Here is a 23,724-nt window from a genome sequence, read left to right as displayed (position 1 = left end):
ATGACCGACTACGTCCACATGACCCGCACCGCCTACGACACGGTCGCGGCCGACTACGCCGAACTCCTCCGCGGCCACCTCGCCGGATCCATCTGGGACCGAGCCGTCCTCGGCGCGTACACGGAACTCGTCCAAACCGCGGGCGGCGGACGCGTCGCCGAGATCGGCTGTGGACCCGGCCGCATCACCGAACACCTCCACGGACTGGGGCTCGACATCCACGGCGTCGACCTCTCGCCGGAGATGATCGCCGTCGCCCGGAAGTCGTACCCCCACCTGGACTTCCAAGTCGGGGAGATGCCCGGTTTGTCCATCGAGGACGGTGCGCTGGCCGGCGTCGTCGCCTGGTACTCGATCATCCACACCCCACAAGAGCGGCTGCCGGAGATCTTCGCCGACTTCCACCGGATCCTCGCCCCGGGAGGCCATCTGATGCTGGCGTTCCAGGTCGGCGACGAGATCCGCCACATCGAGCACGCATACGGACACGACATCTCGTGCGACGCCTACCGGCTGGCACCGGACAAGATCGCCGGACAGCTGGGGGAGGCGGGGTTCACCATGATCTCCCAACTCGTCCGTGAACCATCCGAAGAGTTCGAAAGCACACCGCAGGCGTACCTCATCGCCCGCAAGCAGTAGGTCATGGACGCCGAGCCTCGACGAGCCAGGCCGCCGAGTCGTAAAAGACGCCTCGGCCGGTCTGGTGCTCGGCGAGATCGGCACGCAAGGCCTCGATAGCCTTCGCACGCGGGGCCTCGTCCAGATCGCTCAACCGCCCGCCGTGCTGCTCGATGACGAACTCGGCCGCGTCATCGACGTCCCGGCCGAAATACATCGGCTTGTTCACCGCGGTCGACCGGACATCGGTGTACCCGGCGGAGGTCAGCAGTTCTTCGGTTTCGAGCGGGTCGCTGAGCGCGAGATTCGAGGACGGCGGCACCTCACGACCGGCCGCGAAGATCGTCCGGAAAGTGGTGATCCATTCGTTGAGCCCCAACGGTTGCCAAATCAGCAGTACGAGACGGCCGCCAGGACGCGTCGAACGGGCCAGGTTGGCGAACGCGGCCAGGGGAGTACCGAAGAACATCGATCCATGCCTGCTGATCACCACATCGAAGCCCGCCTCAGGGAACGGATGGACCTGAGCGTCCAGCTGTTCGAAGGCGACGTTGGGAACACCTTCCTGATCGGCGAGCCGACGAGCGAGGCCCAGCATCTCGCTGGAGAGGTCCACACCGAGCGCCGAACCGGCAGAGGCTTGCCGCGCCACGTCCCGCGTCGTCTGCCCGGCGCCACAGCCGACGTCGAGAATCTTGTCGGTCGGCTGGATCCCAGCCGCGGCGAAGAAGGCGTCACGGTAAGCGGCGACGCCGTCGTTGATTCGCTGAGCGCGCTTCGCCCACAGCGCGCCGTCCTCACCGTCCCACGCCTTCAGCATCCGCTCGTTGGACGGATCGACGTACACAGACATTTCGGCTACCCCCAAGTTTGATCTCGGGGAAGACCCTAGCGCAGCCCGTCCTGACACTTACTTGACATAATGTACATTATCGGCACTTTGGTCGGCCTGGACAATGAGCCTCAAGAGGGGTCTCTGGCAGGGTGCTGAAGGGGCCTTTCGTCGCATGTCATGAGGGGAAAGCTCCCTTCGTCGCGTGACATGCGGGCATGGTTCCCTTCAGCTCTCCCTGGACCAGCGGCCCCTTAGCCTCCCGAAGCGGCCAGGACGCCCCCGGCGACCCGAAACAGATGGTCCGATCACCCAAGCTTATTATGTCACCGTGACGAATCAATCCAGGCGTTCTTGGTCGTTGATAATCAATGGAGGCTTTCAGCTGCAGTGTGCCTTGTTTGCTCGCCTGGTCAGACGGCCCACCTTAAGTCCGAGGTCTTCCGCTGGCCCGTGCGTTACGAAAGGGTCATTCAGGACAAACGTCAGAAGAACCCATTTCTGACACTTCGGGAACCTTCGAGCGGACCAGGATCCCCCGCGAGAAGCTTCCGGGCCCATCACTCCGTTTCATGCATAATCGCTATTATGCATGAAACAGGATATAACTTAGTGTAAGACTGTCGGTGCCATGCGGTACAAGATCCTTATGAGGGTTTCCGAGGCACAGCAAGCCTTTTTCGCCGCACGTCGTCCCCGTAAGGATTCTCCTCACACCACTGACGCCTACCGCCGCGACCTCGCCGGCATCACCAGTCTTCTGCTCCGCGAGTCGGGCCGCTCCCCCGACGACCTCACCGTCGAGATGCTCACGGCACAGTCGCTCCGGAACGCCTTCGGTGCCTTCGCGGACACTCACGCCAAGAGTTCGGTCCTGCGTGCGTGGTCGACCTGGAACCAGTTCCTCACCTTCTGTGTGTCCGACGGGCTGCTCGCGGGCAACCCGATGGGTGCGGTCGCCCGGCCTAAGGCACCGCCGCTGACGCCGAAACCGTTGCGGGGTGAGGAAACCCCGGAACAGTTGCTCGCGGCCGCCGCTGATGGTTCGCGCCGGACGCGGGATCCGTGGCCGGAGCGGGACGTACTGGTGATCGCGCTCGGCCTGGTCGCCGGACTGCGTGCCGCGGAGATGCGAGCGCTGACGGCGCGGTCGCTGGTCGGACGTCAGGGTGAGATGCGGTTGCACGTCCACGGCAAGGGAAGCCGCGATCGATCGATTCCGGTGCAGCCGATCATGGAGAAGATCATCGAGGAGTACTTGGCTTCCTGCCGCCGTCGCTTCCCACAGCAGCGGTTCGGGCCCTCCACTCCCCTCCTGCGGGATCGTGCCGGCGAGCCGATCGGCCGCGGTGCGCTGGAGTACCTCGTCAAGTCCTGCTATCGGTGGGCGGGTTTGCACGACCGCGTGCCGGTCGGGGCGAACCTCCACGCGTTGCGGCACACCTTCGCGACTCGGCTGGCCGAGGATGGCGCGACGGCGTCGGAGATCATGGCGCTGCTGGGGCACGCAAGCCTGGCGACCAGTCAGAACTACATCGAGGCGACGGGACGGGAGCAGCGGGCGGCCGCCGCGAGCAATCGGACGTATCGGGCGCTCGATGGGATCGTGTAGGTCAGCGGAGCTGTTCGAGGTCCTTGGCCGCTTGGGCGACTTCGTCGGCGAGGCCGCGGAGTTCGGCCAAGGACGCTCCATCGTCGGCCGCGGTGACGATGTCTTCGGCGGCGCAGCGGAGTTGGAAGAGCCGGTCCTGCAGGACGGCGATCTCGGTGTCGGAGAGGACGACGGCGTCTTCGGGGAGGCCGCTGCGCTGGAGTGCGGTGCGGCGTTCGTAGGCTCGCTGGCGACAGGATTGCCCACAGTAACGGCGGCGCCTGCCGACGTTACCGCCCTGTTCGAGCCGGCGGCCGCACCATCCGCAGTGTTTGGGTGCCCCCGCGCGGCGTAGCTCGGACACCTCTTCGGCGGACGTCTTCGGGTGCTCGGCCACTTCCCTCACGGTTCAGACCCTAGCTGGCCACTGGACGATCATGCCGGGGCCACGACCGAAGTGCACACTAGTGGGGTGCCGACACATTTTCCGTACCTCGCCGACCCACTACCGCGTGCCTTCGCCCATCGGGGCTGGCACCTCGGTGACCTGGAAGGACTGGAGAACTCTCTGCCGGCTTTCCAGCAGGCGGTGACGGAGGGTTATCGCTATCTGGAGACGGATGTGCACGCGACGTCGGACGGTGTGGTGGTCGTGCATCACGACGAGTCTTTGGACCGGGCGACTGACGGCGCGGGGTTGATCTCCCGGCAGACGTGGGCGCAGCTGCGGAACGTCAAGGTGGGCGGCCGTGCGCCGTTGTCGCGGTTGGAGGACGTCCTGGAGGCGCTGCCGGAGGCGCGGTTCAACATCGATGTGAAGTCGAACCAGGCGGTGGTGCCCTTCGTGCGGACGATCGAGCGGAGCGGGGCGCGCGATCGGGTCGCGGCGGCGTCGTTCTCCGATGCGCGGCTGGCGCGGATCCGGAAGCTGGCGGGTCCGAAGCTGGTGACGGCGATGGGGCCGCGTTCGGTGGCGGTGATGTGGGCGAACGGGTTTTTGCCGCTGGTGCCGTTGCGGGCGTTGGCGCGGGGTGCGATGGCGCAGGTGCCGGTGCGGCAGGGGCGATTGAAGGTGGTGGACCGGGCGTTCCTGCGGCAGGCGACGCGGGCGGGTTTCGAGGTGCACACGTGGACGGTGGACGATCCGGCGGAGATGCGGTTGCTGCTGGATCTGGGGGTGCACGGGATCGTGACGGATCGGCCGGATCTGCTGCGTGAGGTGCTTCAGGAGCGGGGCGCCTGGCCGTCCTGATCCCCGCGTTTAGTCCTCTAGTTGCGGTTTGACTCGCAACTTAGAGGACTAAACGCGATGGGTTGGACGGGCTACCGGGGTGGTTTGCCGTTCCAGGCGGCGTCCCAAGTCTTGGGTCCGAGGCGGCCGGAGTCGTTGATGCCGTTGGCCCGCTGGAGGGCGAGGACGGCTTCGCGGGTCTTGTCGTAGTAGCAGCCGGTGCCGGTGAAGCCGTAGCCGTAGGCGTTCATTCGCAGTTGGAACACCTTGAGTGGTGGCGCGCAGTCGCCGTAGGCGTAGACGACGCCGGGCCAGGCAGGCTTGGGGCCGCCGGGCGGTGCGGGCGTCGGCTTCGGTTTGGGCGGGGGTGGCGGGGCGGGCTGTCCTCCCCCGCCGATGTAGGCCGAGTCGTCGTAGGACGGGACGCGTTTGCTGCGGGCGTCGCCGTCGTTGCGGAAGCCGAGTTTGCCGGCGCATTCCCAGGGTTGCCAGCCGCGCATGCGGTAGAGGTAGAGGGCCCGGTAGTCCTGTTCGCGGGGGCTGGCCTGGTCGGGTCTCCCCTGGCCGCCGACGCTGCGCCAGGTGGGCAGGTCGAACTGGTAGGCGCCGTAGTAGCCGTTGCCGGTGTTGATGTTGTAGCGCCCGCTCGATTCACACATGCGGAGCTTGGCCCAGTGGGAGCCGTGGGGATCCGCGGCGGCGGATCCGGTGGTGGCGATCTGCAGGCCCGTCACGGCGAGGGCGAGCAGGAGCGTTCTCGCCACTACGCGGTGTGCTGTGCGAAGGCGATGGGTCCTCATGAGCGGAACAGTAAGTACCGGTCACTTGCTTCACAAGCGTCACAACTTGCCCACCAGCCTCACATGAAACACACGTGGTTCGTGTCAGCGACACGCCGACGAAGGTCTGGGAGGTTGCCGGGAAGGGTTCGTCTCGCGTCGAAACGAACACGGTCCGGACTCGTGCCGGACATGTGGCTGTGATCACCAGTAGTCTCCCGCTGACCTCGACGTTCTCGACTTCAGGAGCAGTGCATGACGGTGGCCGTGACCCGTGAACGCAGGCGGGTGTGGCGGGCTTGGTACCTCTACGACTGGGCCAATTCGCCGTTCTATTCGTCGGTCATCACGGTGTTCGGAGCGCTCTATTTGAGCGAGATCGCGTCCGCGGATGCCAAGGCAAATTTCACCCTTAATGGGGACAGAGCGTGCACCGATTCGAGTGGAGCTTCGAGCACTCTGCAGAACTGCGACGTCTCGTTGTTCGGGCTGCATTTCCCGGCGGGGTCGCTGTGGGGGTATCTGCTGTCCATCGCGACGGTGACGCAGGTGCTGGTGCTGCCGATCGCCGGCGCGATCGCGGACCGGAGCAGGCATAAGCGGCGGATCCTCGGCGGGTTCGCGTTCCTGGGCGCGGTGGCGTCGGCGCTGATGTTCTTCATCTCGGGGACGAACTGGGAGGTCGGGGTTTGGACGTTCATTCTGGCCAACATCGGTTACGGCGGTGCGCTGGTCGTCTACTACTCGTTCCTGGTGGACATCGCGGAGCCTGATGAGCGGGACGCGGTGTCGTCGAAGGGGTGGGCGTTCGGGTATCTCGGCGGTGGCCTGGCGCTGGCGCTGCAGCTGGGGTTCTTCATGGGCCACGAGACCTTCGGGGTGAGCGAGGGGCTGGCCATCCGTATCTGCTTCCTGACGTCGGGGATTTGGTGGGCGGTGTTCACGTTCCCGGCGGTGCGGGCCCTCCCCCGGACTCATGTGCCGAAGTCGGCGGAGCGGGGCCTGTCGGTACTGACGGCCGGGTTCAAGGAGTTGAAGCGGACGATCGGCGAGGCGAAGGCCTATCCGCTGACGCTGGCGTTCCTGGGGAGCTATCTGGTCTTCACCGACGGGATCACGACGGTGGTGGCGGTGTCGGCGCAGTACGGCAAGGACGAGTTGAAGTACAGCACTCAGGTGCTGATCGTCACGATCCTGGTGATCCAGTTCCTGGCGTACGCCGGGGCGATGATCCATGGGGCGATCGCGGCCCGGATCGGGGCGAAGAAGACGATCCTGGGCAGTTTGGTGGCCTGGGTGGTGGTGTTGTGCTTCGCGTTCTTCATCGAGGCGGGGCAGCCGTTGCAATTCTACGCGGTGGCGGTCGGGATCGGGCTGGTGCTCGGTGGAACGAACGCGTTGTCGCGGTCGTTGTTCGGGCAGATGATCCCCGAGGGGAAGGACGCGCAGTACTTCTCGTTGTACGTGGTCGGCGAGCGGGGGACGTCGTGGCTCGGCCCCCTGTTGTTCGCCGCGGTCGGGCAGATCACCGGTTCGTTCCGGTACGCGATCATCGCGCTGGTGATCTTCTTCGTGCTCGGTTTCGTGTTCGTGTGGCTGGTCCCGGTGCGCCGGGCGATCGAGGCGGCGGGCAACCGACCACCGGCGGTGCTGTGAGGCGGGAGCGTGCCGATAGGGTCGAGCGTCGTGACCGTACTGAAGGAGAGTGGCCCGGATCCCACGGACGCGTTGTCGTCGGTGCCGGTGGCGGGTTCACGGCGGGGTGTGCCGGTCGTCGGGAAGTTGAAGTTCTGTTACGGGCCGATGGACTGCGGGAAGTCGACGCTGGCGTTGCAGATCGACCACAACCATGCGCGGCAGGGTCGCCGCGGGATGGTGCTGGTGCGGCATGACCGGTCCGGTGAGCCGCAGATCACCAGCCGGATCGGGCTGACACGTAAGGCGACCGAGGTGGGAAGTGAGACCGATCTGCGGTTGCTGGTGCGTGAGCAGTGGGCGGCGGGGCGGCACGTGGACTACTTGATCGTCGACGAGGCGCAGTTCTTGTCGCCCGATCAGGTGGATCAGCTGGCTGAACTGGCCGATGACGTTCAGATCGACGTGTACTGCTTCGGGATCGCGACGGATTTCCGGAGCGTGTTGTTCCCGGGTGCGGCGCGGTTGTTCGAGCTGGCGGACGAGCTGCAGCCGGTCCAGGTCGAGGTGTTGTGCTGGTGCGGGCAGACGGGACGGTTCAACGCGAGGGTGTCCGACGGTGAGGTGTTGCGCGCCGGGGACACCGTTGTGGTGGCGGATACCGAGCAGTTGCTAGTTGAATCTTCACCAGTATCACGTTCCGAGGGTGAGATGAACACGGTCCGTTATCAGGTATTGTGCCGTCGACACTTCCGACTGGGTGACCTGGGGCCCACCTCGGCTCAACACGGTCAGTTACGGTTGACGTGACAGGCGTACTACTAGCCCATCTGGGGGATATCCGCACCAAGATGGCCGTATTGACGTCACGCCAGAGCGCGAAATCACTCCTACTAGGAGAAGCTGTTGCCACCGGGTGATGCAGCTCATCGTGAGCAAGGACATGGTGTCCAGGGAATCTCCTGGCCTCCTTCGTCGTTGCATAGGGTGAGCATCACCCTGGCTCCACCCGGAGCTGACTGAAAGGACCCCCATCATGGCCGACCGTGTTCTCCGTGGAAGCCGGCTGGGAGCGGTCAGCTACGAGACCGACCGCAACCACGACCTCGCGCCTCGGCGCACCGTGCGCTACGCCTGCCCCAAGAACCACGAGTTCGAGGTGCCTTTCTCCGACGACGCCGAGATCCCTTCGGTGTGGGAGTGCAGGCTGCACGGCAGCGAGTCCGAGATCGTGGACGGCGGACAGCCGGAGCAGAAAAAGGTCAAGCCCCCGAGGACGCACTGGGACATGCTCCTGGAGCGCCGCTCGATTCCGGAGCTCGAAGATCTGCTCAACGAACGTCTCGCCGAGCTGAAGGGACGCAGGACCACCCGGTCCGCCTGACGCACGGCCAAGTAGCTAGCCCCACCTCGAACACAGCGAAGCCCCCGCGACCTCCCTTCGCGGGGGCTTCGCTGTGTCCGGGGACCAGCCGGGCGGTGCCGGCGGAACTCCACGCTTGATCAGCTCGGGTACATGCTGGTCACGTTGACGAACGTGCCGGTGATCCCCATGGCGTCGTCGGAAGCGAAGAATGCCAGCGTGGAGGCGACCTCGGCGAGACGCGGTGAGCGTTTGGTCATCCGGGCCTCCGTGAGGCCGGCGAGAATGTTCCCCATCATCTCCGGGCTCGCCGGCAGCTGGTTGTTGACGGCGGCGAGCTTCTCGGGAGTGAAGGTCTCCGGGATATCCGCGACCCAGATGCCGAGCGCGCGGACGCCGTGCGGTCCGATCTCGACGGCGAGATTGCGGATGTAGGTGTCCAGCGCGGCGTCGATCGAGCCGGTCGCGCCCATCATCGGGCTGCCGTAGGCGGATCCACTGTCGAGGGCGAGGATGACGCCGGACCCTGGGGTGATCATGTGCCGGGCGGCCGCGCGGGCGGTGATGAAGTTGGTCGTGACACCGGTGGTGATCGGGCGGACGTAGTCCTCGACCGACATCTCCACGAGCGGGATGCCCTGGACGTCGCCGCGTGGAACGAGGTTGAGGGAGATGTCGAGGCTGCCGGCCTCGGCCACGACGGACGCCGCGTGCTTCTCGACCGCGGTCTCGTCCAAGCCGTCGACGACGGCGACTTCGGCCAGTCCCCCGGTCTCCTTGATCTCGTCGGCTAGCTTCGTCAGTGCGCTGGTGACCGAAGCGACGGTGGTTTCCAGCAGGTCGGCGGTCTCCTCGGCCCTTCAGCCGAGAACGTCGTTGAGGATCACCACGGCCCGCTGCTTCGGTGGGAGGTGCTGGATGGCGGCGAGGAAAACCAGCTCCATCGTTTCCTTGGTTTCCGCGATCTCGCCGGGTTCGGCCTCCGCCGAGGCGAGCTGGCTGTCCGGGAAGGGTTGCAGCCAGGGCATGAACTGGGGCGGTTCGCCGTGCTGGTCGACGCCGGGCAGCTGGTCGTAGGGGCGAGGGACCCGTTTGTTGCGCCGCAGGAAATCGAGACAGGTGTTGGTGGCGATCCGGTAGAGCCAGGCACGGAAACTCGACCGGCCCTCGAATTCTTCACGGCCACGCCAGGCCCGCAGGAAGGTCTCCTGAACCAGGTCTTCCGCGTCGTCGTAGGACCCGACCATGCGATAGCAGTGGACGCGCAGCTCTCGCTGGTGCTGCTCGATCTTTCCGGCGAAAGCGACCTCGTCCAGCGTTTCCGTCACGGAGTCCGTCGTGACGTTCTCCTCCCTCCCCCGCAGGGTGAGCTGGGCGATCCGCCGTAACCTGCCGACGTCCGAAGTGAGGGCGGTGAGGTCGGCGAAGAAGGTGTCCGGCGGCTGAGGTGCCAGGCGTTTCGCGACGCGGCCGACCTCGGCGATGAGGGCTTCCACGTCGGGGGCGGGGTCGTGCCGTGACCGGTAGGCCCGCTGGCGGCACGCGGCCGAGCAATAGACGGCCGCACGCCCGCGCGAACCCGCCTTCGATGGCAGCGGGCCTTCGCACATTCCGCAGACCTTCCCGGTCACGGCTCACCCTCCCCCGAAGACGTCACACTCGGCCGAGTTACGCATTATGCGGCTTGGTAGCCCGGGATGTCCTCGACGCGGTGATAGACGGCGAGTCCGCGGGACAGCGCGATCGCGACGTCCTGGTCGGCGCCGGTGGAGTCCCCCGGCAAGCGCAGGACGGCGTCGCAGTGGTGCAGGAGCCGGTCGGCCGTCGGGTACATGACCTCCTTGGCGACCGGGTCGGCCACGGTCTTCCCGCCCGCGCCGCGTAGCACCGGCAGCGCGACCCATTCGCCGATCATCGGCACGTGCCCGCTGCGGAAGATCGGCCAGGCGGCCTCTTCGAGCCGGGCGAGGTTGCGGGCGAGAAGTTCGGGGTCGTCGCCGGTGCCGGAGCGGAACGGGCCGGCGATGAGGATCATCAGAGGTTTGGTCATACGACGAAGCCTAGTGTGCAACAATCGGCAAGAACAAGGAGGATCGTGCAGATGTTGGCTGCGCAGCGTCGAGACCTGTTGCTTACCCGTTTGAAGACCGAAGGCCGGATCGTGGCCAAGGACCTCGCCGCCGAACTCGGCGTGTCAGAGGACAGTATCCGCCGTGACCTGCGAGACCTTGCGGAGTCCGGGCTCTGTCAGCGGGTCTACGGCGGAGCACTACCCATCTCCCCCGCCACTGCGGACTACGCGACCCGCATGGCGGTCAGCGTCGCGGGCAAGCAACGGATAGCGAAACGTGCAACAGCGTTGATCCGGCTGGGGTCGACCGTCATCCTCGACGGCGGCACGACCGCGCTCGCGCTGGCGAAGGCGCTTCCGGCCGACCTCGAAGCGACGATCGTCACCCACAGCCCCACGGTCGCGGCCGCACTCGTCACGCATCCGAAGGTCGAGGTCTTCCTGATCGGCGGCCGGCTCTTCAAGCACTCCGCCGTCACCTGCGGCGCGGCCGCGGCGGAGGCGGCGATGAGGATCAACGCCGATTTGTTCTTCCTCGGCGTCACCGGTGTGCACCCCGGGACCGGGCTCACCACCGGTGATTCGGACGAGGCCGCGATGAAACGCACCCTCGCCAAACGGGCCGCCGACACCTACGTGCTGGCCAGCTCGGAGAAGATCGGCGCGGCCTCGCCGTTCACCGTGCTCCCCCTTTCCGACGTCGCCGGCGTGATCACCGACGCGGCGCCGGACGAACCGACGGTGAAGGAACTGGGGAAGCTCGGGGTGAGTGTGCTGGGGGTCAGTCCTTCTTGACCAGCCCGCGAAGCTGCTGCCAGCGACGCTTGATCCCCCACATACCGACCATGACGATCGCCTCGCGTACGACCGAACCGCTCATCTTCGACTGGCCGATCTCACGTTCGGTGAAGGTGATCGGCACCTCGACCACCTCGAACCCGGCGAGCTTCGTCCGGAACGCCAGGTCGATCTGGAAGCAGTAGCCGCGCGAGGCGATCTCGTCGAGCGCGAGCTTCTCCAGCACCGTCCGCCGGTACGCGCGGAAGCCGGCGGTGATGTCGTTGATCTTCATGCCGAGCGCGACCTTCGCGTAGAAGTTCGCCACCCAGGACAGCGCCTTGCGCTGGAACGGCCAGTTCACCGTGCTGCCGCCGGGGACGTAGCGAGAGCCGATGGACAGGTCCGCGTCCTCGAGTGCCGCCAGCACGCGGGGCAGATCCTCCGGCGCGTGCGAGCCGTCCGCGTCCATCTCGACGATGGTGGCGTAGTCGCGGGCGAGACCCCAGCGGAACCCGGCGACGTACGCGGCGCCGAGGCCGGCCTTCTCGGTCCGGTGCATGACCTGGATCCGCGAGTCGACCTTCGCGAGTTCGTCGGCGATGTCGCCGGTCCCGTCCGGGCTGCCGTCGTCGACGACGAGGGCGTTCACGTCCGGGAGAGCCTTGAGCAGGCGTTCCAGGATCGGGCCGATGTTGTCCCGCTCGTTGTACGTCGGGACCACCACCAGCACCGGCTCGATTTCCTGGGCCCCCCGTGGCGCCTGCGCCATCCGCTTTCCTCCGTGTTCCGGCGGGTCAGCCCGCCGCTTCCCTCGTTGCCTTGGCGGCGCTCGCGCGCCGGGTGCGAAAACGGAGTATGTACCCACCGGTAACCCCGGCGACCGCCAGTGCCAGCAGTCCGTACTCCGTCGTTACACCGAGTAGATCCGACAGCGTAGTCTGCTGCCTCAGCGGCACGCGCCCCACCAGGGAATCTGCGGTGAAAAGGCTGGTGGAGGCCGTGATCGAACCGTCGGGCGCGACGATCGCGCTGACCCCGCTGGTAGCGGAAACGACCACGGCGCGGCCGTGCTCGACCGCCCGCAGCCGCGACATCGCCAGCTGCTGGTAGCTCATCTCCCCCGGTCCGTACCAGGCGTTGTTGGTCGGCACGACGAGCAGTTCCGCGCCGTCGGCGACCGATTCGCGGGCGGGGTAGTCGAACGCGGTTTCGTAACAGATGAAGACGCCGACCTTGGTTCCCGCGACCGACAGCGCGGCGTTGGCGCCGTCACCCGGTGTCATGTTCGCCACGCTGTCGACGAACGGCGTCACCAGCTTCGCGACCTCACGGGCGGGGACGTACTCGCCGAACGGGACGAGCTGCTGCTTGGCGTAGCGCTGACCCGGGCCGGTGACCGGATCCCAGGCGAGCGCGGAGTTCTGGGCCGAGCCGTCCGGCAGCCGGACCAGCGCGCCGATGATCGCCTGCGTGCCGTAGTCGCGGACCATCTGGTCGACACCCGCGTCACCGGTGCGCATCGCCATCGCGGTCTCGGGCCAGATCAGCAGATCGACCTTGATGTCGCCCGCCTTCAGCTTTTCGAGCAGCCGGGCGCTCTCGGCGAGGTGGTTGCCGCGGAGTTCGTCGCGGCGGCCTTCCAGCGCCAGGCCGATGTCGGGGGCGTTGCCCTGCACCGTGGCGACGGTGAGTTCGCCGTCCTGGGCCTCGGTGCCGATCGTCGGCCACACCGCGAGTCCCGCCACCACCGGCACCAACGTCAGCGCGGACGCGGCCACGACGGAACGCCGGGGATCGGAACCCTTGAACCGCAAGCAAAGGGCCGCGATACCGAACCCGGTCAGCACGACGGCGAGACCGACCAGCGGAGCACCGCCGATCGAAGCCAGCGAGACGAACGCGCCCTCGGGCTGGCTGAACGCCACACGACCCCACGGGAACCCGCCGAACGGGAACCAGGCACGCGGCGTTTCCAGCGCGATGACCACCAGCGCCGCCCACAGGGGCCCGAGCGGCAAGTTCCACACGACGGTGGCGAAAGCCCCGCCGAAACCGAGATACACCGACAGCGCCATCGCCAGCCCGAGCCACGGCCACGGCCCGAAGTCCGGTCCGAGGAAGTCCAGCAGCCAGGTCAGCAGTGGCAGGAAGAACCCCATCCCGAACACGAACGCGTAGCCGAACGCGCCACGGAACCGGCGTCCGTGCACCACCAGCGCGAAGCCGGTGAACGCCAGCGGCGCGAGCCACCACAGCGGACGCGGCGCGAAACTCAGGTACAGCGTGAAACCCGACGCCGCGGCGATGAGGAAACGCAGGAGCCAGGCGCGGAAGAAGCGCTTGCGCGGCGCCGCTTCGGGGTCCGGGCTGGTCACGGTCGAGGACACCCCTGAACCCTAGGTCGTCCGGGTGAACACATCGTGGATGACCTGCCCGTCGCGGACCGTGCGCAGGCAGCGGGGCAGCGTCGCCCCTTCTTCCAGGTTCGGCAGCGGCGGCACACCCGCCCGCGGGTCGGTCGACCAGCGCTGTACCCGCGAGTCCGGTGTGGCGACGACCAGATCCGTGGCGTCCCAGATCGCGTAGTGCGCGGGAGCGCCCGGGACGAGGCTGCCGGTGACGCCGTCGTTGACCCCGGCGGCGCGATGCCCCGCGCGGGTGTGGGCGGTGAAGGACGCGCGAGCGGACAGCCCCGCGCCCGGGGTGCGGTGGTAGGTGCCGGCGCGGACGGTGGCCCACGGATCGACAGGCGTGACCGGCGCGTCGGAACCGAAGGCGAGCAGGAGCCCTTCGGCGGCCATGGCGGCGAAGGGATTGAGCTTCGCCGCTCGCTCGGCGCCGAGGCGGTCGACGTACATCCCGTGCGCGCCACCCCATTCCGCGTCGAACTGCGGCTGGACCGACGCGACCACGCCCCAGCCCGCGAGAGCGCGGGCCTGCTCGACGTCGATCATCTCGACGTGTTCGAGCCGGTGGTACCTGGCGGCCAGCGCCCGACGGCCGACGGTCTTCTCCGCGAGCCGGAATCCTTCGGCGACCTCGGCGACCGCGGCGTCGCCGATCACGTGGAAACCGGCCTGCAGTCCCGCTTCGGTGCAGGCGGAGACGTGCGCACCGATGGCGGCGGCGTCGAGGTAGAGCGTCCCGGAGGTGCCGTGCGCGTCGGAGTACGGCTCGTGCAGGGCGGCGGTACGGGAGCCGAGGGCGCCGTCGACGAACAGGTCGCCCGCCACTCCCCTGGCACCCAGCGCGCGGGCCGTGTCGCCTCCGCCGCGTTCGCCCCAGTAGCCGACGACCTCCGGCAATCCCGGTTCGGTGGCGAGCGCGAGCAGATCGGTGAGGTCTTCGGCGCCGGAGATGTCCGGGCCGGCGCATTCGTGGACGCTGACGATCCCCCTCGCGGCGGCCTCGGCGAGGAACGCGCGCTGGGCCTCGCGTCGCTGACCGGGCGTGATCGCCTCGCGCATCGCGGCGCGGACACGGTGGTGCGCGTCGCGGGTCAGTGGCCCGTCGGCCGACCAGCCCGCCGCGTCCCGCACACCGGGTGCCAGGGCGACGAGGGCGCTGGAGACGAGGGCGGAGTGGACGTCGACCCGGCTCAGGTACACCGGAGTCCCGTTCGCGGCCTCGTCGAGTTCGGCGCGGCTGGGCAGCCTGCCGTCGGTCCACCGGGACTCGTCCCAGCCGTGCGCGACCAGCACCTGGCCGGGCCTGGCGGTGTCACGGACCGCGGCAAGCAGTTCTCCGGCGCCGCGGATGTTGGCGAGGTTCAACCCGGTGAGGTGCAGGCCGGTAGCGGTGGCGTGGACGTGCGCGTCGACGAACGCGGGGGCGACGAACGCGCCGTCGAGGTCGATCACCTCGGCGTCGGGATGCAATGCCTTGGCCGGGCCGTCCTGTCCCACCCAGACGACAGTGCCGTCCGTGATCGCCATGGCGGTGGCGTCGGGGGCCGAGGGGCTGTAGATGCGCCCGCCGAGCAGGAGCGTGGTTCGTGCGTTCGTCACCTCCCGAGTTTGCAGCTTGCGGATGAGCACGGCGTGGTCAGGGCCGATGAAATGAGCCGGGGAGCCGATCGCGCTGTCGTGCCCATGCTCGGCGCCGCGACGATGCCGCCGTGTTCGAGTACCTGCGCACCGGTCGAACGCGGAGTCAATGTCCGCCTGACACACCGCGCACGACAGGAATATTTACGTCATCGGAACGATGTGACAGGATATTTTCACGCGTTTCCGACGATGAGGAGTATAAGTGACTGCGATCCAGGAGCCGACCTCGCCGGTAGCCGCCTACGATCAGCCCTACGACTACACCCGAGTCGAGCTGATCGAACCCGACTGGCGCCGCTTCCCCGGCTGGCATGACGTGACCGAGGCAGAGTGGCGCGACGCGCAGTGGCAGCGAGTGCACTGCATCCGCAACGCCAAGCAGCTGCGTGCCCTGATGGGCGACCAGCTCGAGGAGCGCTTCTACGAGGACATGCTCGCCGACCAGCGCGAGATGGCCACGATGTCGATGCTGCTGCCGCCACAGATGATCAACACCATGGCGCCCAACGCGGGCACCGACCCGACGAAGGTGACCGAGGCCTGGTACACCGACCCCATCCGCCGCTACATGCTCCCGGTGCGCAGCGACCGCGACACCGAGTGGCCGAGCCACCCGCACTCCGAACGGGACTCACTGCACGAAGCCGAGATGTGGGTCGTGGAGGGGCTGACCCACCGCTATCCGACCAAGGTCCTCGCCGAGATGATCTCCACCTGCCCCCAGTACTGCGGGCACTGCACCCGGATGGACCTCGTCGGCAACTCCACCGAGCAGGTCGAGAAGCACAAGCTCTCGCTCAAACCGGTCGACCGCCAGGACGCGATGATCGAGTACCTGAAGAAGACCCCCGGCGTGCGCGACGTGGTGGTGTCGGGCGGCGACGTCGCCAACGTGCCGTGGCCGCAGCTGGAGTCGTTCCTCATGCGACTGATGGACATCGACACCGTCCGCGACATCCGGCTCGCGACCAAGGCGCTCGCCGCCCTGCCACAGCACTGGATCCAGCCGAAGGTCGTCGAAGGCCTCGAGCGCGTCGCCGTCACCGCACAGCGTCGCGGCGTCAACCTCGCGATCCACACCCACGTCAACCACGCACAGTCGGTCACCCCGCTGGTCGCCGAAGCCGCCCGGACCGCGCTCGACGTCGGCGTCCGCGACGTGCGCAACCAGGGCGTGCTGATGAAGGGCGTCAACGCGACCCCCGCCGAACTACTGGACCTGTGCTTCGCACTACAGGGCGAAGCGAACATCCTGCCCTATTACTTCTACATGTGCGACATGATCCCGAACGCCGAACATTGGCGGGTTTCCGTGCACGAGGCACAAGAATTGCAGCACGCGATCATGGGCTACCTGCCCGGCTACGCCACCCCGCGCATCGTCTGCGACGTTCCCTACGTAGGAAAGCGCTGGGTGCACCAGCTCGCCGAGTACGACCGCGAGTTGGGCATCTCGTACTGGACCAAGAACTACCTGACCAGCGTAGACAGGGAAAACGTCGCCAACGCCGACGAGGCCCTGCAGCAGCGCTACCCCTACTACGACCCGATCTCCACCCTCCCCGAAGCCGGCCAGCGCTGGTGGCGCGACCAGCCTCCGATGGCCTGACCGGCCGACCCGTCAGGCAGGTCGCCGAGGGGGCGTTGAGGCTCATGAGCGAGCTTCAAACGCCCCCTCCGTCGTACCGGCTGTTTGTGCTGGTCAGTACCGGTTGCTACCGGTTGCGACCGGACATCAAACGGCCCGGAAACGGCCCAGAAATTCCACAGTAGACAGTCAGGCGGCCCGGAGGTTGAAACAGAGTGAGTCACTCGACGGCATGCCGTCCAGGCATATCCGGACCCTTTCTCGTCGCGTTCTTCATGGAAGTCCACGAGGAAACATCGGGGGCTGTGATTTAACGCTGCGAATTCCTCTCATTATGGGACAAGTGTATGGTGTGAATGCAAGTCTCACTCCGATCAGCAATTCGCGGGTATCATCCACATTTTGTGGTGATCGAGAATCGGCGCTTCCATGCGTAGGTGTCCAGGTTCTCGCGTTCCGAGACGGAACTTCGCCCGTCGATGCTGCGTAGGTACTCCGACAAAACCATCAGCTACTACCGCGCTCGCCTCGCGCACTACCAGCACTGGTGCCACACCCGCGGCTACCAGACCGGCACGAACACGATCACGACCAAGACACCGACGACTACCCCAAATACCGGCCCGACACCATCCGCCAGACCATTAGCGCCCTGGTCTTCTGGGCCGAACGCAGCACCGGCCACGCACCCGACGACCGCGCCGCCAAACAAACTCTCCGCCGCTTCACCGACACCTCCAACCACACCCCACCCACCAGCCTGGCGGGTCGCCGGACGACGATCACCACGACCACAACGCCCCACCATCCCGCGTCCGCTCGACGACGGCCGCGAGCGGACACCTCCAACAGCCAGCCCCGTACACAGCCAACCCTCTCCTCCCGTCGGCCGTCCTCCTGCTTTCGACGGCGGTGGCGCACGCCGCCTGATGACCGGAAGCGGCTTCCGCGAGAAGTAATCACGGCCCCGCCCGTCGGGTAATACGATGGCCGGTGATGACACCACCGGATCGTCCAGAGTGGCGATCGCGTGCATGGCTGGCCGCCTCCGCGGTGCTGGTCGTAGCCGCGGTCGCGTTGCTGGCTGTCGGAGCGAATGGACCAAGCGCGGTTGTAGTGCCGATTCTCGTCGTGGCCACGGCCATCGGAGTGACGACGTGGACGCTGGTTCGCGCGCGCAAGCGGCGCCTCGACTACGAAGCACGCCTCACGGGTTGGGCGGCAGAGCACGCCACGCACCATGAGCGGCTCCGGATCGCCCGGGAACTCCACGACATCGTTTCCCACGGCCTCGGCGTGATCACCCTGCGAGCCAGTGCGGCGAGGCGGGTCCAAGGAGACGTGCGGGAAGCCGAACACGAGCAGGCGCTCGTCGACATCGAGCAGGCGAGCCGGGACGCGGTCACCGAACTCAGACGTATGCTGGCCGTGCTTCGCGACCCTGCCGAGTACGACGCACCGTTGCGGCCCGTGCGGAAGCTGTCGGATCTTCCGGCCATCGTCGAGGCCGCCCGCTCGCTGGGTCTGGCGCCGCGGCTGGACGTCGGCGAACTCGGGGACGTTTCCCCTGGGGTGCAGGCGACAGTCTGTGAGATCGTCCGCGAAGCCGTCGCGAACACCGCGCGATACGCCGGACCGACGATCGCTCACATCGGTCTACGGCGTGACGGCGACACGATCGTCGTGACCGTCGAGGACGACGGGCCGCGAGGCGACTGGTCCCCCAACCGCGGTGCAGGCCACGGCCTGGCGGGACTTCGAGAACGCGCCGAGGTGCTCGGCGGCGGCCTGCACGCGGCACCGGCCGGGACCGGCTTCCGGCTCACCGCACGGCTACCCGACGGAGCATGGTGACGAATCCCGAACAGCCACCGATCCGGGTCCTGCTCGCCGACGACCAACGGCTGCTGCGGCACAGCCTGGCGATCATCATCGGCACCTCCCCGGACATGGTCGTCGTCGGACAGGCCGAGAACGGACCGCAGGCGGTGGAGATGGCGCGGCGGCTGAGCCCGGACGTCGTGCTGATGGACATCCGCATGCCCGGCCAGGACGGCATCGTGGCCACCAAGGAGATCAGCGCCTGCCCCGACCTGGCCGGGACCAGAATCCTCGTGCTGAGCATGTTCGAACTGGACGAGTACGTCTACGGTGCGCTTCGCGCGGGGGCGAGCGGTTTTCTGCTCAAGGACACCGAACCCGACGAGCTCATCGCCGCCGTCCGCCGGACGCAAGCCGGCGAATCCCTGTTCGCGCCCGGCATCCTCACGCGGTTGATAGAGCATTACGTCGCGGCGCCGCCGCACCGGAGCCCGCGTCCGCCTGCCGGGCTGACCCAGCGTGAGATCGAGATCCTCACGTTCGTCGGTCGCGGGCTGTCCAACACCGAGATCGCCGAGACGCTGACCATCTCCATCAAGACGGTGAAGACGCACATCAGCCGGTTGTTGAGCAAGCTGTCGGCCCGGGACCGCGCTCAGCTGGTGATCACGGCGTACGACCAGGGACTGGTGGTTCCGCGAAGCTGAGGCACGCGGTCAAGCGTCCCGCCGATGGAACGTGGTCGCGGAGAACCCCACCGCGACGAGCACCCAGCCCAGCACGACGGTCGAACCGCCGAACGCGACGAGGTCGTGACTTGCGGCGTCCGGCAGGTATGCCGCGAACGTGACTCGATCCCGGAGAAGCGGGCCCACGATGAAGTAGTACCCGAGCAGCCCGGTCACCGCCGGAACACTCCACCGCAAGACCGTCGCGACGGCGGCGGACAGCGCAGTGGTCAGCGCGAGATAGGCACTCGCTCCCACCGCGGCGGACCATGGTCCGCCGGCCACCAGGAGGCCGACCAGCACGGTGAAGATGGCCGCGGGGACGCTCACGATCAGCAGGGCGGCCATTTTGGCCAGATGCTGGGCGATCCGGCGTGGCATGGCGATGAGAGTCAGGTGAATCTGGCCGTCGCTGTACTCCGACGTCGCGGCGATGACGCCGAGGACGATGAACCCGGCCTGCGTGTAGCCGACGGGTGAGACGCCCTGCCGCGAAAACGCGATCGCGAGGACTGCCGAAACGCCGATTGTGCCCAGCACGGTGCAGTACGTCGCCGGCAGGCTGAGCAGTTTGAGTGTCTCGGCGCGGATCGCCCGGCCGCCCGTCATGCGTCCCTCCCGCGGAAGACCAGGAAGCCCGCGGCGAGCAACGCCGCGACCCAGGCCGTCATCACCAGGCCGCCGGTGACCGGCGCGAGCTGGACGGGCAGATCCACTCGCTTGATGAACATACGGATCCCGGCCAGGTCAGGGAAGAACACGGCCAGCGGCGTGAGTTTCGCGAGCAGGTAGGTGACCGTGACCACCGACGTGTTCAGGATCAGCACGGTGAGCGGCAGGATTCCGTTGCGCGTCAGCAATGTCAGACCGGACGCGAGCAGTGCCGTCAGTACCCAGTAGAGGACGACTCCGGGCAGACGCCCAAGGCCGCTGACGCCGGCTCCCTCACCCAGCAGTGCTTCGACTGTCATCAGGGTGATGGCCGAGGAGACCGCCGCCAGAGTGGCGATCACGGTGATCACCGCCGTCAGCTTCGCGATCAGCAACCGCCGCCGCGACGGCACGGCCGTGAGGCTCGTGGTGATCTGGCGTCCGCCACCGGCGCTCCTCCCCTCTGTGGTGTATTCGCTGCTCACCGCGACGACGCCAAGGATCACCGCCCCCACCACGCCGAACGCGAGTTCCTGGAACCCGATGTCTACGTTGCCGCCGCGACCGGCCGCGACCGCCGACTTCGCGTTGAGGATCGTGAGGGTGGCCGGGACCAGCACGCCGACCGCGACCGCGGCCCAGACCGACGGCAGGAAGACGAGCTTGCGCAGTTCGCCCCGATAAGCCCTCATCGCACGGCCCCCGAGGTGAGCGCGAAGAAGGCGTTCTCCAGGCTCCGGTGCCCGCCGACGACTTCAGCGAGCGTTCCCTGCGCGACGATCCTGCCGCCGTCGATGACCACGACGTCGTCGACCGTCTCGGACAGTTCTCCCATGAGATGGCTCGACAGCAGGACGGTACGTCCGTCCCGGGCGCGTTCGCGGAGGAAGCCGCGGATCCAGCGGATTCCTTCCGGATCGAGGCCGTTGACCGGTTCGTCGAGGACCAGTACCTCAGGGTCACCGAGCAGCGCCGCCGCCAGGGCCAGCCGTCGCCCCATCCCGAGCGAGTAGCCGCCGACGCGTTTGCCCGCGGCCTCGGACAAGCCGACCTCCGCCAGGGCCTCGTCCACCCTGCTACGGGGGATGCCGCCCGCCGCGGCGATCCACCTCAGATGCGCCCGTCCGGTGCGCGCACGATGCGCCCCCGAGCTGTCCAGTACGGCGCCGACCTTGCGCAGGGGATCCCGCAGCTCGGCGAAGGGAACGCCGTCGACCAGCGCGGTTCCCGAGGTCGGCCGGTCGAGTCCGAGCAGGATCCGCAGGGTGGACGACTTCCCGGCGCCGTTGGGCCCGAGGAATCCGGTCACCCTGCCAGGGCATGCTTCGAAACTGACGTCGGAGAGGATCGTCGCCGCTCCTCGTCGCTTGGTGAGCTGGTCGAACTTGAGCATCAGGTCTTCTTCCCGTCGGGTGCGATCACGTTGCCCGCCAGTCAATTCCAGCGGGACACCCGCGCGCGTCGGACCGGGGACCGATCATGTCCGAAGTCTCTGGGCCCTGGGTCTTACAGCCGCGACCTTCGGGTCATCTGAAGATGTGCCCGTGTTCCTCCGCTGCCGGATACTTGGGCGCTGATCGTCGGGATCTGACCGGCGAGCGACATTGTGCGATGTGGACGGGTGCGGCAGCGAGATCGTCGACGATGCCGGGAAATATCGTGACGCACCACCGTTCGTTTGACAGCCCGGACTGGTGACCAGAAACCCCATCGGGGGGCGGGATTCGCTTGTTACCTATCGGGTTTCGCCGAAGGTCCGTCGGTAGGCGCCGGGTGTGGTGCCGAGGTGCGCCCGGAAGCGGCGGCGCAGGTTGACCGCCGAGGCGAGTCCGACCCGGGTGGCGATGGCTTCCACCGGGAGGTTGGTCTGTTCCAGCAGTACCCGTGTCGCGTCGAGGCGCTGGCTGAGCAGCCACTGTCCCGCGCTGGTGCCGAGCTGTTCGGTGAACCGCCGGGCGAGAGTTCGGCTCGACAGTCCGGCGCGTTCGGCGAGCCGGCCGACGGTCAGGGTGTCGAGCTGGGTGGTGGCCCACTCCAGCAGTGGCGCCAAGGACTCCTCCGTCCTGGCCGGGGCAGGCGGGGTGGCGTACTGGAGTTGGCTGCCCTCCCGATGTGGGGGCAGCACCATGTTCCTGGCGATCTGGGCGGCGTGGGCCGCGCCGTGGTCGGAACGTACGAGGTGCAGGCACAGGTCGATGCCCGCGCCGGTGCCGGCGCTGGTCGCCACGTCGCCGTGGTCCACGTAGAGCACGTCCGGGTCCACCTGCACCTCGGGGAAGGTGGCAGCGAGTTGGGCGGTGTGGCGCCAGTGGGTGGTGGCGCGGCGGTCGTCGAGCAGTCCGGCCTGAGCGAGGACGAACGCTCCCGTGCAGATGGCGACGATCCGCGCCCCGCGCTGGTGGGCAGCCTGCAACGCCTCGATGACGGTCGGCGGCGCCGGTGTCTCGGGCGGCTGCCAGCCGGGGATGACCACGGTGTCTGCCTCCTGCAGGCCGCCCAGTCCAGCGTCGACGAGCATCGTGTAGCCGACGGTGGTCCGCAGGGGGCCGGGGCGTTCGGCGCAGATCCGGAAGTCGTAGTGGACCGGCACGTCCGGCCGGACGGTGCCGAAGACCTCGGCGGCACAGGCGAGCTCGAAGGGTGACCGGGGTGGGTTGAGCAGAGCCACCACCCGATGACGGTCCATGGCACGAATGTACCCACGAATGTCTTTCTGGACTCTCGGCCAGGAGGTGAACCCCGGTCACAGTGGTCTTATGAGTGTGCTGAGGACCGCGGTCCAGGTCGACGGCGAAACGGCCAGCTACCTGACCACGGGACAGGACGGACCGGCCGTGTTGCTGCTGCACGGAACGTATTGGAGCCGGGTGTGGCTGCCGGTGCTGGGCCACCTCGCGGAGGTGGGGCTGAGGCCCATCGCGGTCGACTTCCCCGGGCTGGGGCACTCGGGAGGCGAGCTCACCCTGGAAACGGCCACGGTCCCGGCCCTTGCGGACTGGGTGGTGCGATTCGCGTCCGTGCTGAAGCTCTCCGGGCCGATCGCCGTGGCAGGTCATGACATCGGCGGCGCCGTCGCCCAGCATCTCCTCGCGCACGATCGGCTGGCGATGTCCAGGCTGGCCTTGGTCAATTCGGTCACCTACGACTCCTGGCCAGCGCCTCACGTGGCCCGGCTCCTGGACGCCGCGCCGACGACCACCGCGGATGAGTTTCTCGCCGCTCGCCAGCAGGCCGTGACAACGGATCTGGCTGGTGCCGCCACCGAGCAGCGGATCGCTGACTATCTGGAGCCGTGCACCGAGCCGCGGGTCCGCCGCTCCTGGCTGGCCATGGCGGGCGCGGCCGAAAGCCGCTACACCCTTGATCTCGTTCCGGCACTGCGGCGGTCCACAACGCCCAAGTTGCTGATCTGGGGCGAGGACGACAGCTTCGAAAAGCTGGAGTACGCCGAGAAGTTCGCCTTGGAGATCCCGCAGACCACGCTCATCCGTATCCCAGAAGCGAAACACATCCCCACCGAGAACTCCCCCGGCCAGATTGCCCGCGCCCTGATCGATTTCTTCACGGCGTAGAGGTCCCACTGTTCTGTACGAGCGATCTGCGCTGTGTCGTCGTATATCTGCACGGCGAGCCTCGGGATGAGTCACTCGAAGACGAACCGCCGCAGGTGCTGAGAGTGCGGCGACCGCGCTGGAGACGCCGCATAGTCGCCGTGTCCGATCTGTCCCTCGCGTTGGAGGGGTGCAGGCCAGGTCGTTTCACCCCGGCGATTGGTGCCGATGCCAACGTGGATAGAGCACGTCACGAACATGTCCGCTACGCTGATCATCAGGTCATAAGCGCCTTCGCACGAGTGCGGCCGGAAAGGTCCAAGATCTTCAGGAATGGGCGCACGAGGACCCTTCCTCGGCTCAGTGGGCCGTCCGCAACCCCATCCGCCGCGCCGACACCGCGGGCGGGGCGAGGTCGGCGAGACATTCACCC

24 protein-coding genes are annotated in these 23,724 nt (G+C 67.4%); 11 read left to right on the top strand and 13 right to left on the bottom strand.

Annotated elements, in window-relative coordinates:
* The gene (locus ACM6LR_RS09495; protein ID WP_414939065.1) at positions 1-642 is read left to right on the top strand and encodes a class I SAM-dependent DNA methyltransferase; all 642 of its coding nucleotides are present in this window, start codon (positions 1-3) and stop codon (positions 640-642) included.
* A 1-nt stretch (position 643) separates the two neighbouring features.
* Here the strand turns inward: ACM6LR_RS09495 and ACM6LR_RS09490 are convergent, their stop codons facing one another.
* Positions 644-1,474, bottom strand: coding sequence for a class I SAM-dependent methyltransferase (locus ACM6LR_RS09490; protein ID WP_414939066.1), 831 nt, complete (start codon positions 1,472-1,474; stop codon positions 644-646).
* Between the two features lie 610 nt (positions 1,475-2,084).
* Between ACM6LR_RS09490 and ACM6LR_RS09485 the strand changes: the two genes are divergently transcribed.
* Positions 2,085-3,065, top strand: coding sequence for a tyrosine-type recombinase/integrase (locus tag ACM6LR_RS09485; protein ID WP_414939067.1), 981 nt, complete (start codon positions 2,085-2,087; stop codon positions 3,063-3,065).
* A gap of 1 nt (position 3,066) precedes the next feature.
* On the opposite strand, the gene ACM6LR_RS09480 is transcribed toward ACM6LR_RS09485, so the two are convergent.
* Complete coding sequence (locus ACM6LR_RS09480; protein ID WP_414943590.1) at positions 3,067-3,450, bottom strand: hypothetical protein; 384 nt, start codon at positions 3,448-3,450, stop codon at positions 3,067-3,069.
* A gap of 66 nt (positions 3,451-3,516) precedes the next feature.
* On the opposite strand from ACM6LR_RS09480, the gene ACM6LR_RS09475 reads away from it, so the two are divergent.
* Complete coding sequence (locus tag ACM6LR_RS09475; RefSeq protein ID WP_414939069.1) at positions 3,517-4,296, top strand: glycerophosphodiester phosphodiesterase; 780 nt, start codon at positions 3,517-3,519, stop codon at positions 4,294-4,296.
* A gap of 71 nt (positions 4,297-4,367) precedes the next feature.
* Here the strand turns inward: ACM6LR_RS09475 and ACM6LR_RS09470 are convergent, their stop codons facing one another.
* Positions 4,368-5,039, bottom strand: coding sequence for a transglycosylase family protein (locus ACM6LR_RS09470; RefSeq protein WP_414943589.1), 672 nt, complete (start codon positions 5,037-5,039; stop codon positions 4,368-4,370).
* Positions 5,040-5,309: 270 nt separating this feature from the next.
* On the opposite strand from ACM6LR_RS09470, the gene ACM6LR_RS09465 reads away from it, so the two are divergent.
* The 3 genes from ACM6LR_RS09465 to ACM6LR_RS09455 all read left to right on the top strand — a co-directional run bounded on the left by ACM6LR_RS09465 (position 5,310) and on the right by ACM6LR_RS09455 (position 8,073).
* Positions 5,310-6,710 carry an MFS transporter gene (locus tag ACM6LR_RS09465; RefSeq protein ID WP_414939071.1) on the top strand — a complete coding sequence of 467 codons (1,401 nt, stop codon included), beginning with the start codon at positions 5,310-5,312 and terminating at the stop codon, positions 6,708-6,710.
* Between the two features lie 30 nt (positions 6,711-6,740).
* Positions 6,741-7,499, top strand: coding sequence for a thymidine kinase (locus ACM6LR_RS09460; RefSeq protein WP_414939072.1), 759 nt, complete (start codon positions 6,741-6,743; stop codon positions 7,497-7,499).
* A gap of 226 nt (positions 7,500-7,725) precedes the next feature.
* Complete coding sequence (locus tag ACM6LR_RS09455; RefSeq protein WP_005151365.1) at positions 7,726-8,073, top strand: RNA polymerase-binding protein RbpA; 348 nt, start codon at positions 7,726-7,728, stop codon at positions 8,071-8,073.
* Between the two features lie 119 nt (positions 8,074-8,192).
* Here ACM6LR_RS09455 and ACM6LR_RS09450 read toward each other — a convergent pair whose 3' ends face one another.
* From ACM6LR_RS09450 to ACM6LR_RS09440, 3 genes are read right to left on the bottom strand one after another with little or no spacing between them, the layout of a single operon-like run.
* A complete protein-coding gene (locus ACM6LR_RS09450) occupies positions 8,193-8,888 on the bottom strand; it encodes an SDR family NAD(P)-dependent oxidoreductase (protein WP_414943799.1) in 696 nt (231 codons plus the stop codon).
* A 24-nt stretch (positions 8,889-8,912) separates the two neighbouring features.
* Entirely contained in the window at positions 8,913-9,683 is a 771-nt protein-coding gene (locus tag ACM6LR_RS09445; RefSeq protein WP_414939073.1) for a sigma-70 family RNA polymerase sigma factor, read from the bottom strand.
* Between the two features lie 44 nt (positions 9,684-9,727).
* Complete coding sequence (locus tag ACM6LR_RS09440) at positions 9,728-10,102, bottom strand: DUF4406 domain-containing protein (protein ID WP_244197414.1); 375 nt, start codon at positions 10,100-10,102, stop codon at positions 9,728-9,730.
* A 51-nt stretch (positions 10,103-10,153) separates the two neighbouring features.
* Between ACM6LR_RS09440 and ACM6LR_RS09435 the strand changes: the two genes are divergently transcribed.
* Complete coding sequence (locus ACM6LR_RS09435) at positions 10,154-10,918, top strand: DeoR/GlpR family DNA-binding transcription regulator (RefSeq protein WP_414939161.1); 765 nt, start codon at positions 10,154-10,156, stop codon at positions 10,916-10,918.
* Here ACM6LR_RS09435 and ACM6LR_RS09430 read toward each other — a convergent pair.
* The 3 genes from ACM6LR_RS09430 to ACM6LR_RS09420 are packed head-to-tail and all read right to left on the bottom strand — an operon-like array spanning position 10,905 to position 14,910.
* Positions 10,905-11,672 (bottom strand): polyprenol monophosphomannose synthase, encoded by a 768-nt coding sequence (locus tag ACM6LR_RS09430; RefSeq protein WP_414939074.1) that lies wholly within the window; start codon positions 11,670-11,672, stop codon positions 10,905-10,907. The genes ACM6LR_RS09435 and ACM6LR_RS09430 overlap by 14 nt on opposite strands.
* 25 nt (positions 11,673-11,697) lie before the next feature.
* Positions 11,698-13,290: an apolipoprotein N-acyltransferase gene (gene lnt, locus ACM6LR_RS09425; RefSeq protein WP_414939075.1), complete on the bottom strand. Its 1,593-nt coding sequence runs from the start codon at positions 13,288-13,290 to the stop codon at positions 11,698-11,700.
* Between the two features lie 9 nt (positions 13,291-13,299).
* Positions 13,300-14,910, bottom strand: a complete 1,611-nt coding sequence (locus ACM6LR_RS09420; protein WP_414939076.1) for an amidohydrolase — start codon at positions 14,908-14,910, stop codon at positions 13,300-13,302.
* Between the two features lie 244 nt (positions 14,911-15,154).
* Here ACM6LR_RS09420 and ACM6LR_RS09415 point away from each other — a divergent pair, with 244 nt between their 5' ends.
* The 3 genes from ACM6LR_RS09415 (at position 15,155) to ACM6LR_RS09405 (ending at position 19,068) form a co-directional block, all read left to right on the top strand.
* Positions 15,155-16,561: a KamA family radical SAM protein gene (locus ACM6LR_RS09415; RefSeq protein ID WP_414939077.1), complete on the top strand. Its 1,407-nt coding sequence runs from the start codon at positions 15,155-15,157 to the stop codon at positions 16,559-16,561.
* A gap of 1,110 nt (positions 16,562-17,671) precedes the next feature.
* Positions 17,672-18,394 (top strand): sensor histidine kinase, encoded by a 723-nt coding sequence (locus ACM6LR_RS09410; protein WP_414943588.1) that lies wholly within the window; start codon positions 17,672-17,674, stop codon positions 18,392-18,394.
* On the top strand, positions 18,388-19,068 hold the full coding sequence (locus ACM6LR_RS09405) for a response regulator (RefSeq protein ID WP_414939079.1): 681 nt from the start codon (positions 18,388-18,390) through the stop codon (positions 19,066-19,068). The genes ACM6LR_RS09410 and ACM6LR_RS09405 overlap by 7 nt, the downstream gene beginning before the upstream one ends.
* 9 nt (positions 19,069-19,077) lie before the next feature.
* Here ACM6LR_RS09405 and ACM6LR_RS09400 read toward each other — a convergent pair whose 3' ends face one another.
* The 4 genes from ACM6LR_RS09400 to ACM6LR_RS09385 all read right to left on the bottom strand — a co-directional run bounded on the left by ACM6LR_RS09400 (position 19,078) and on the right by ACM6LR_RS09385 (position 22,426).
* The gene (locus tag ACM6LR_RS09400; RefSeq protein WP_414939080.1) at positions 19,078-19,698 is read right to left on the bottom strand and encodes a hypothetical protein; all 621 of its coding nucleotides are present in this window, start codon (positions 19,696-19,698) and stop codon (positions 19,078-19,080) included.
* Positions 19,695-20,432, bottom strand: coding sequence for an ABC transporter permease (locus ACM6LR_RS09395; RefSeq protein ID WP_414939081.1), 738 nt, complete (start codon positions 20,430-20,432; stop codon positions 19,695-19,697). Before ACM6LR_RS09395 ends, ACM6LR_RS09400 begins: the two co-directional genes overlap by 4 nt.
* Positions 20,429-21,133, bottom strand: coding sequence for an ABC transporter ATP-binding protein (locus ACM6LR_RS09390; protein ID WP_414939082.1), 705 nt, complete (start codon positions 21,131-21,133; stop codon positions 20,429-20,431). The genes ACM6LR_RS09395 and ACM6LR_RS09390 overlap by 4 nt, the downstream gene beginning before the upstream one ends.
* Positions 21,134-21,475: 342 nt before the next feature.
* Positions 21,476-22,426, bottom strand: coding sequence for a helix-turn-helix domain-containing protein (locus tag ACM6LR_RS09385; RefSeq protein ID WP_414943587.1), 951 nt, complete (start codon positions 22,424-22,426; stop codon positions 21,476-21,478).
* A 70-nt stretch (positions 22,427-22,496) separates the two neighbouring features.
* On the opposite strand from ACM6LR_RS09385, the gene ACM6LR_RS09380 reads away from it, so the two are divergent.
* The gene (locus ACM6LR_RS09380) at positions 22,497-23,312 is read left to right on the top strand and encodes an alpha/beta fold hydrolase (RefSeq protein WP_414939084.1); all 816 of its coding nucleotides are present in this window, start codon (positions 22,497-22,499) and stop codon (positions 23,310-23,312) included.
* Positions 23,313-23,724: the final 412 nt, after the last annotated feature.

The sequence above is a fragment of the Amycolatopsis sp. cmx-11-32 genome, from assembly GCF_047608695.1.
In the GTDB taxonomy this organism is placed as follows: domain Bacteria; phylum Actinomycetota; class Actinomycetes; order Mycobacteriales; family Pseudonocardiaceae; genus Amycolatopsis.
This window is presented reverse-complemented; position numbering and strand designations above follow the sequence as displayed.

Coding starts and splice junctions, on each gene's coding strand:
- ACM6LR_RS09455 (WP_005151365.1), top strand. CDS start 7,726: ATGGCCGACCGTGTTCTCCGTGGAAGCCGGCTGGGAGCGGTCAGCTAC.
- ACM6LR_RS09495 (WP_414939065.1), top strand. CDS start 1: ATGACCGACTACGTCCACATGACCCGCACCGCCTACGACACGGTCGCG.
- ACM6LR_RS09435 (WP_414939161.1), top strand. CDS start 10,154: ATGTTGGCTGCGCAGCGTCGAGACCTGTTGCTTACCCGTTTGAAGACC.
- ACM6LR_RS09485 (WP_414939067.1), top strand. CDS start 2,085: ATGCGGTACAAGATCCTTATGAGGGTTTCCGAGGCACAGCAAGCCTTT.
- ACM6LR_RS09490 (WP_414939066.1), bottom strand. CDS start 1,474: ATGTCTGTGTACGTCGATCCGTCCAACGAGCGGATGCTGAAGGCGTGG.
- ACM6LR_RS09440 (WP_244197414.1), bottom strand. CDS start 10,102: ATGACCAAACCTCTGATGATCCTCATCGCCGGCCCGTTCCGCTCCGGC.
- ACM6LR_RS09465 (WP_414939071.1), top strand. CDS start 5,310: ATGACGGTGGCCGTGACCCGTGAACGCAGGCGGGTGTGGCGGGCTTGG.
- ACM6LR_RS09395 (WP_414939081.1), bottom strand. CDS start 20,432: ATGAGGGCTTATCGGGGCGAACTGCGCAAGCTCGTCTTCCTGCCGTCG.
- ACM6LR_RS09385 (WP_414943587.1), bottom strand. CDS start 22,426: ATGGACCGTCATCGGGTGGTGGCTCTGCTCAACCCACCCCGGTCACCC.
- ACM6LR_RS09405 (WP_414939079.1), top strand. CDS start 18,388: ATGGTGACGAATCCCGAACAGCCACCGATCCGGGTCCTGCTCGCCGAC.
- ACM6LR_RS09390 (WP_414939082.1), bottom strand. CDS start 21,133: ATGCTCAAGTTCGACCAGCTCACCAAGCGACGAGGAGCGGCGACGATC.
- ACM6LR_RS09430 (WP_414939074.1), bottom strand. CDS start 11,672: ATGGCGCAGGCGCCACGGGGGGCCCAGGAAATCGAGCCGGTGCTGGTG.
- ACM6LR_RS09380 (WP_414939084.1), top strand. CDS start 22,497: ATGAGTGTGCTGAGGACCGCGGTCCAGGTCGACGGCGAAACGGCCAGC.
- ACM6LR_RS09400 (WP_414939080.1), bottom strand. CDS start 19,698: ATGACGGGCGGCCGGGCGATCCGCGCCGAGACACTCAAACTGCTCAGC.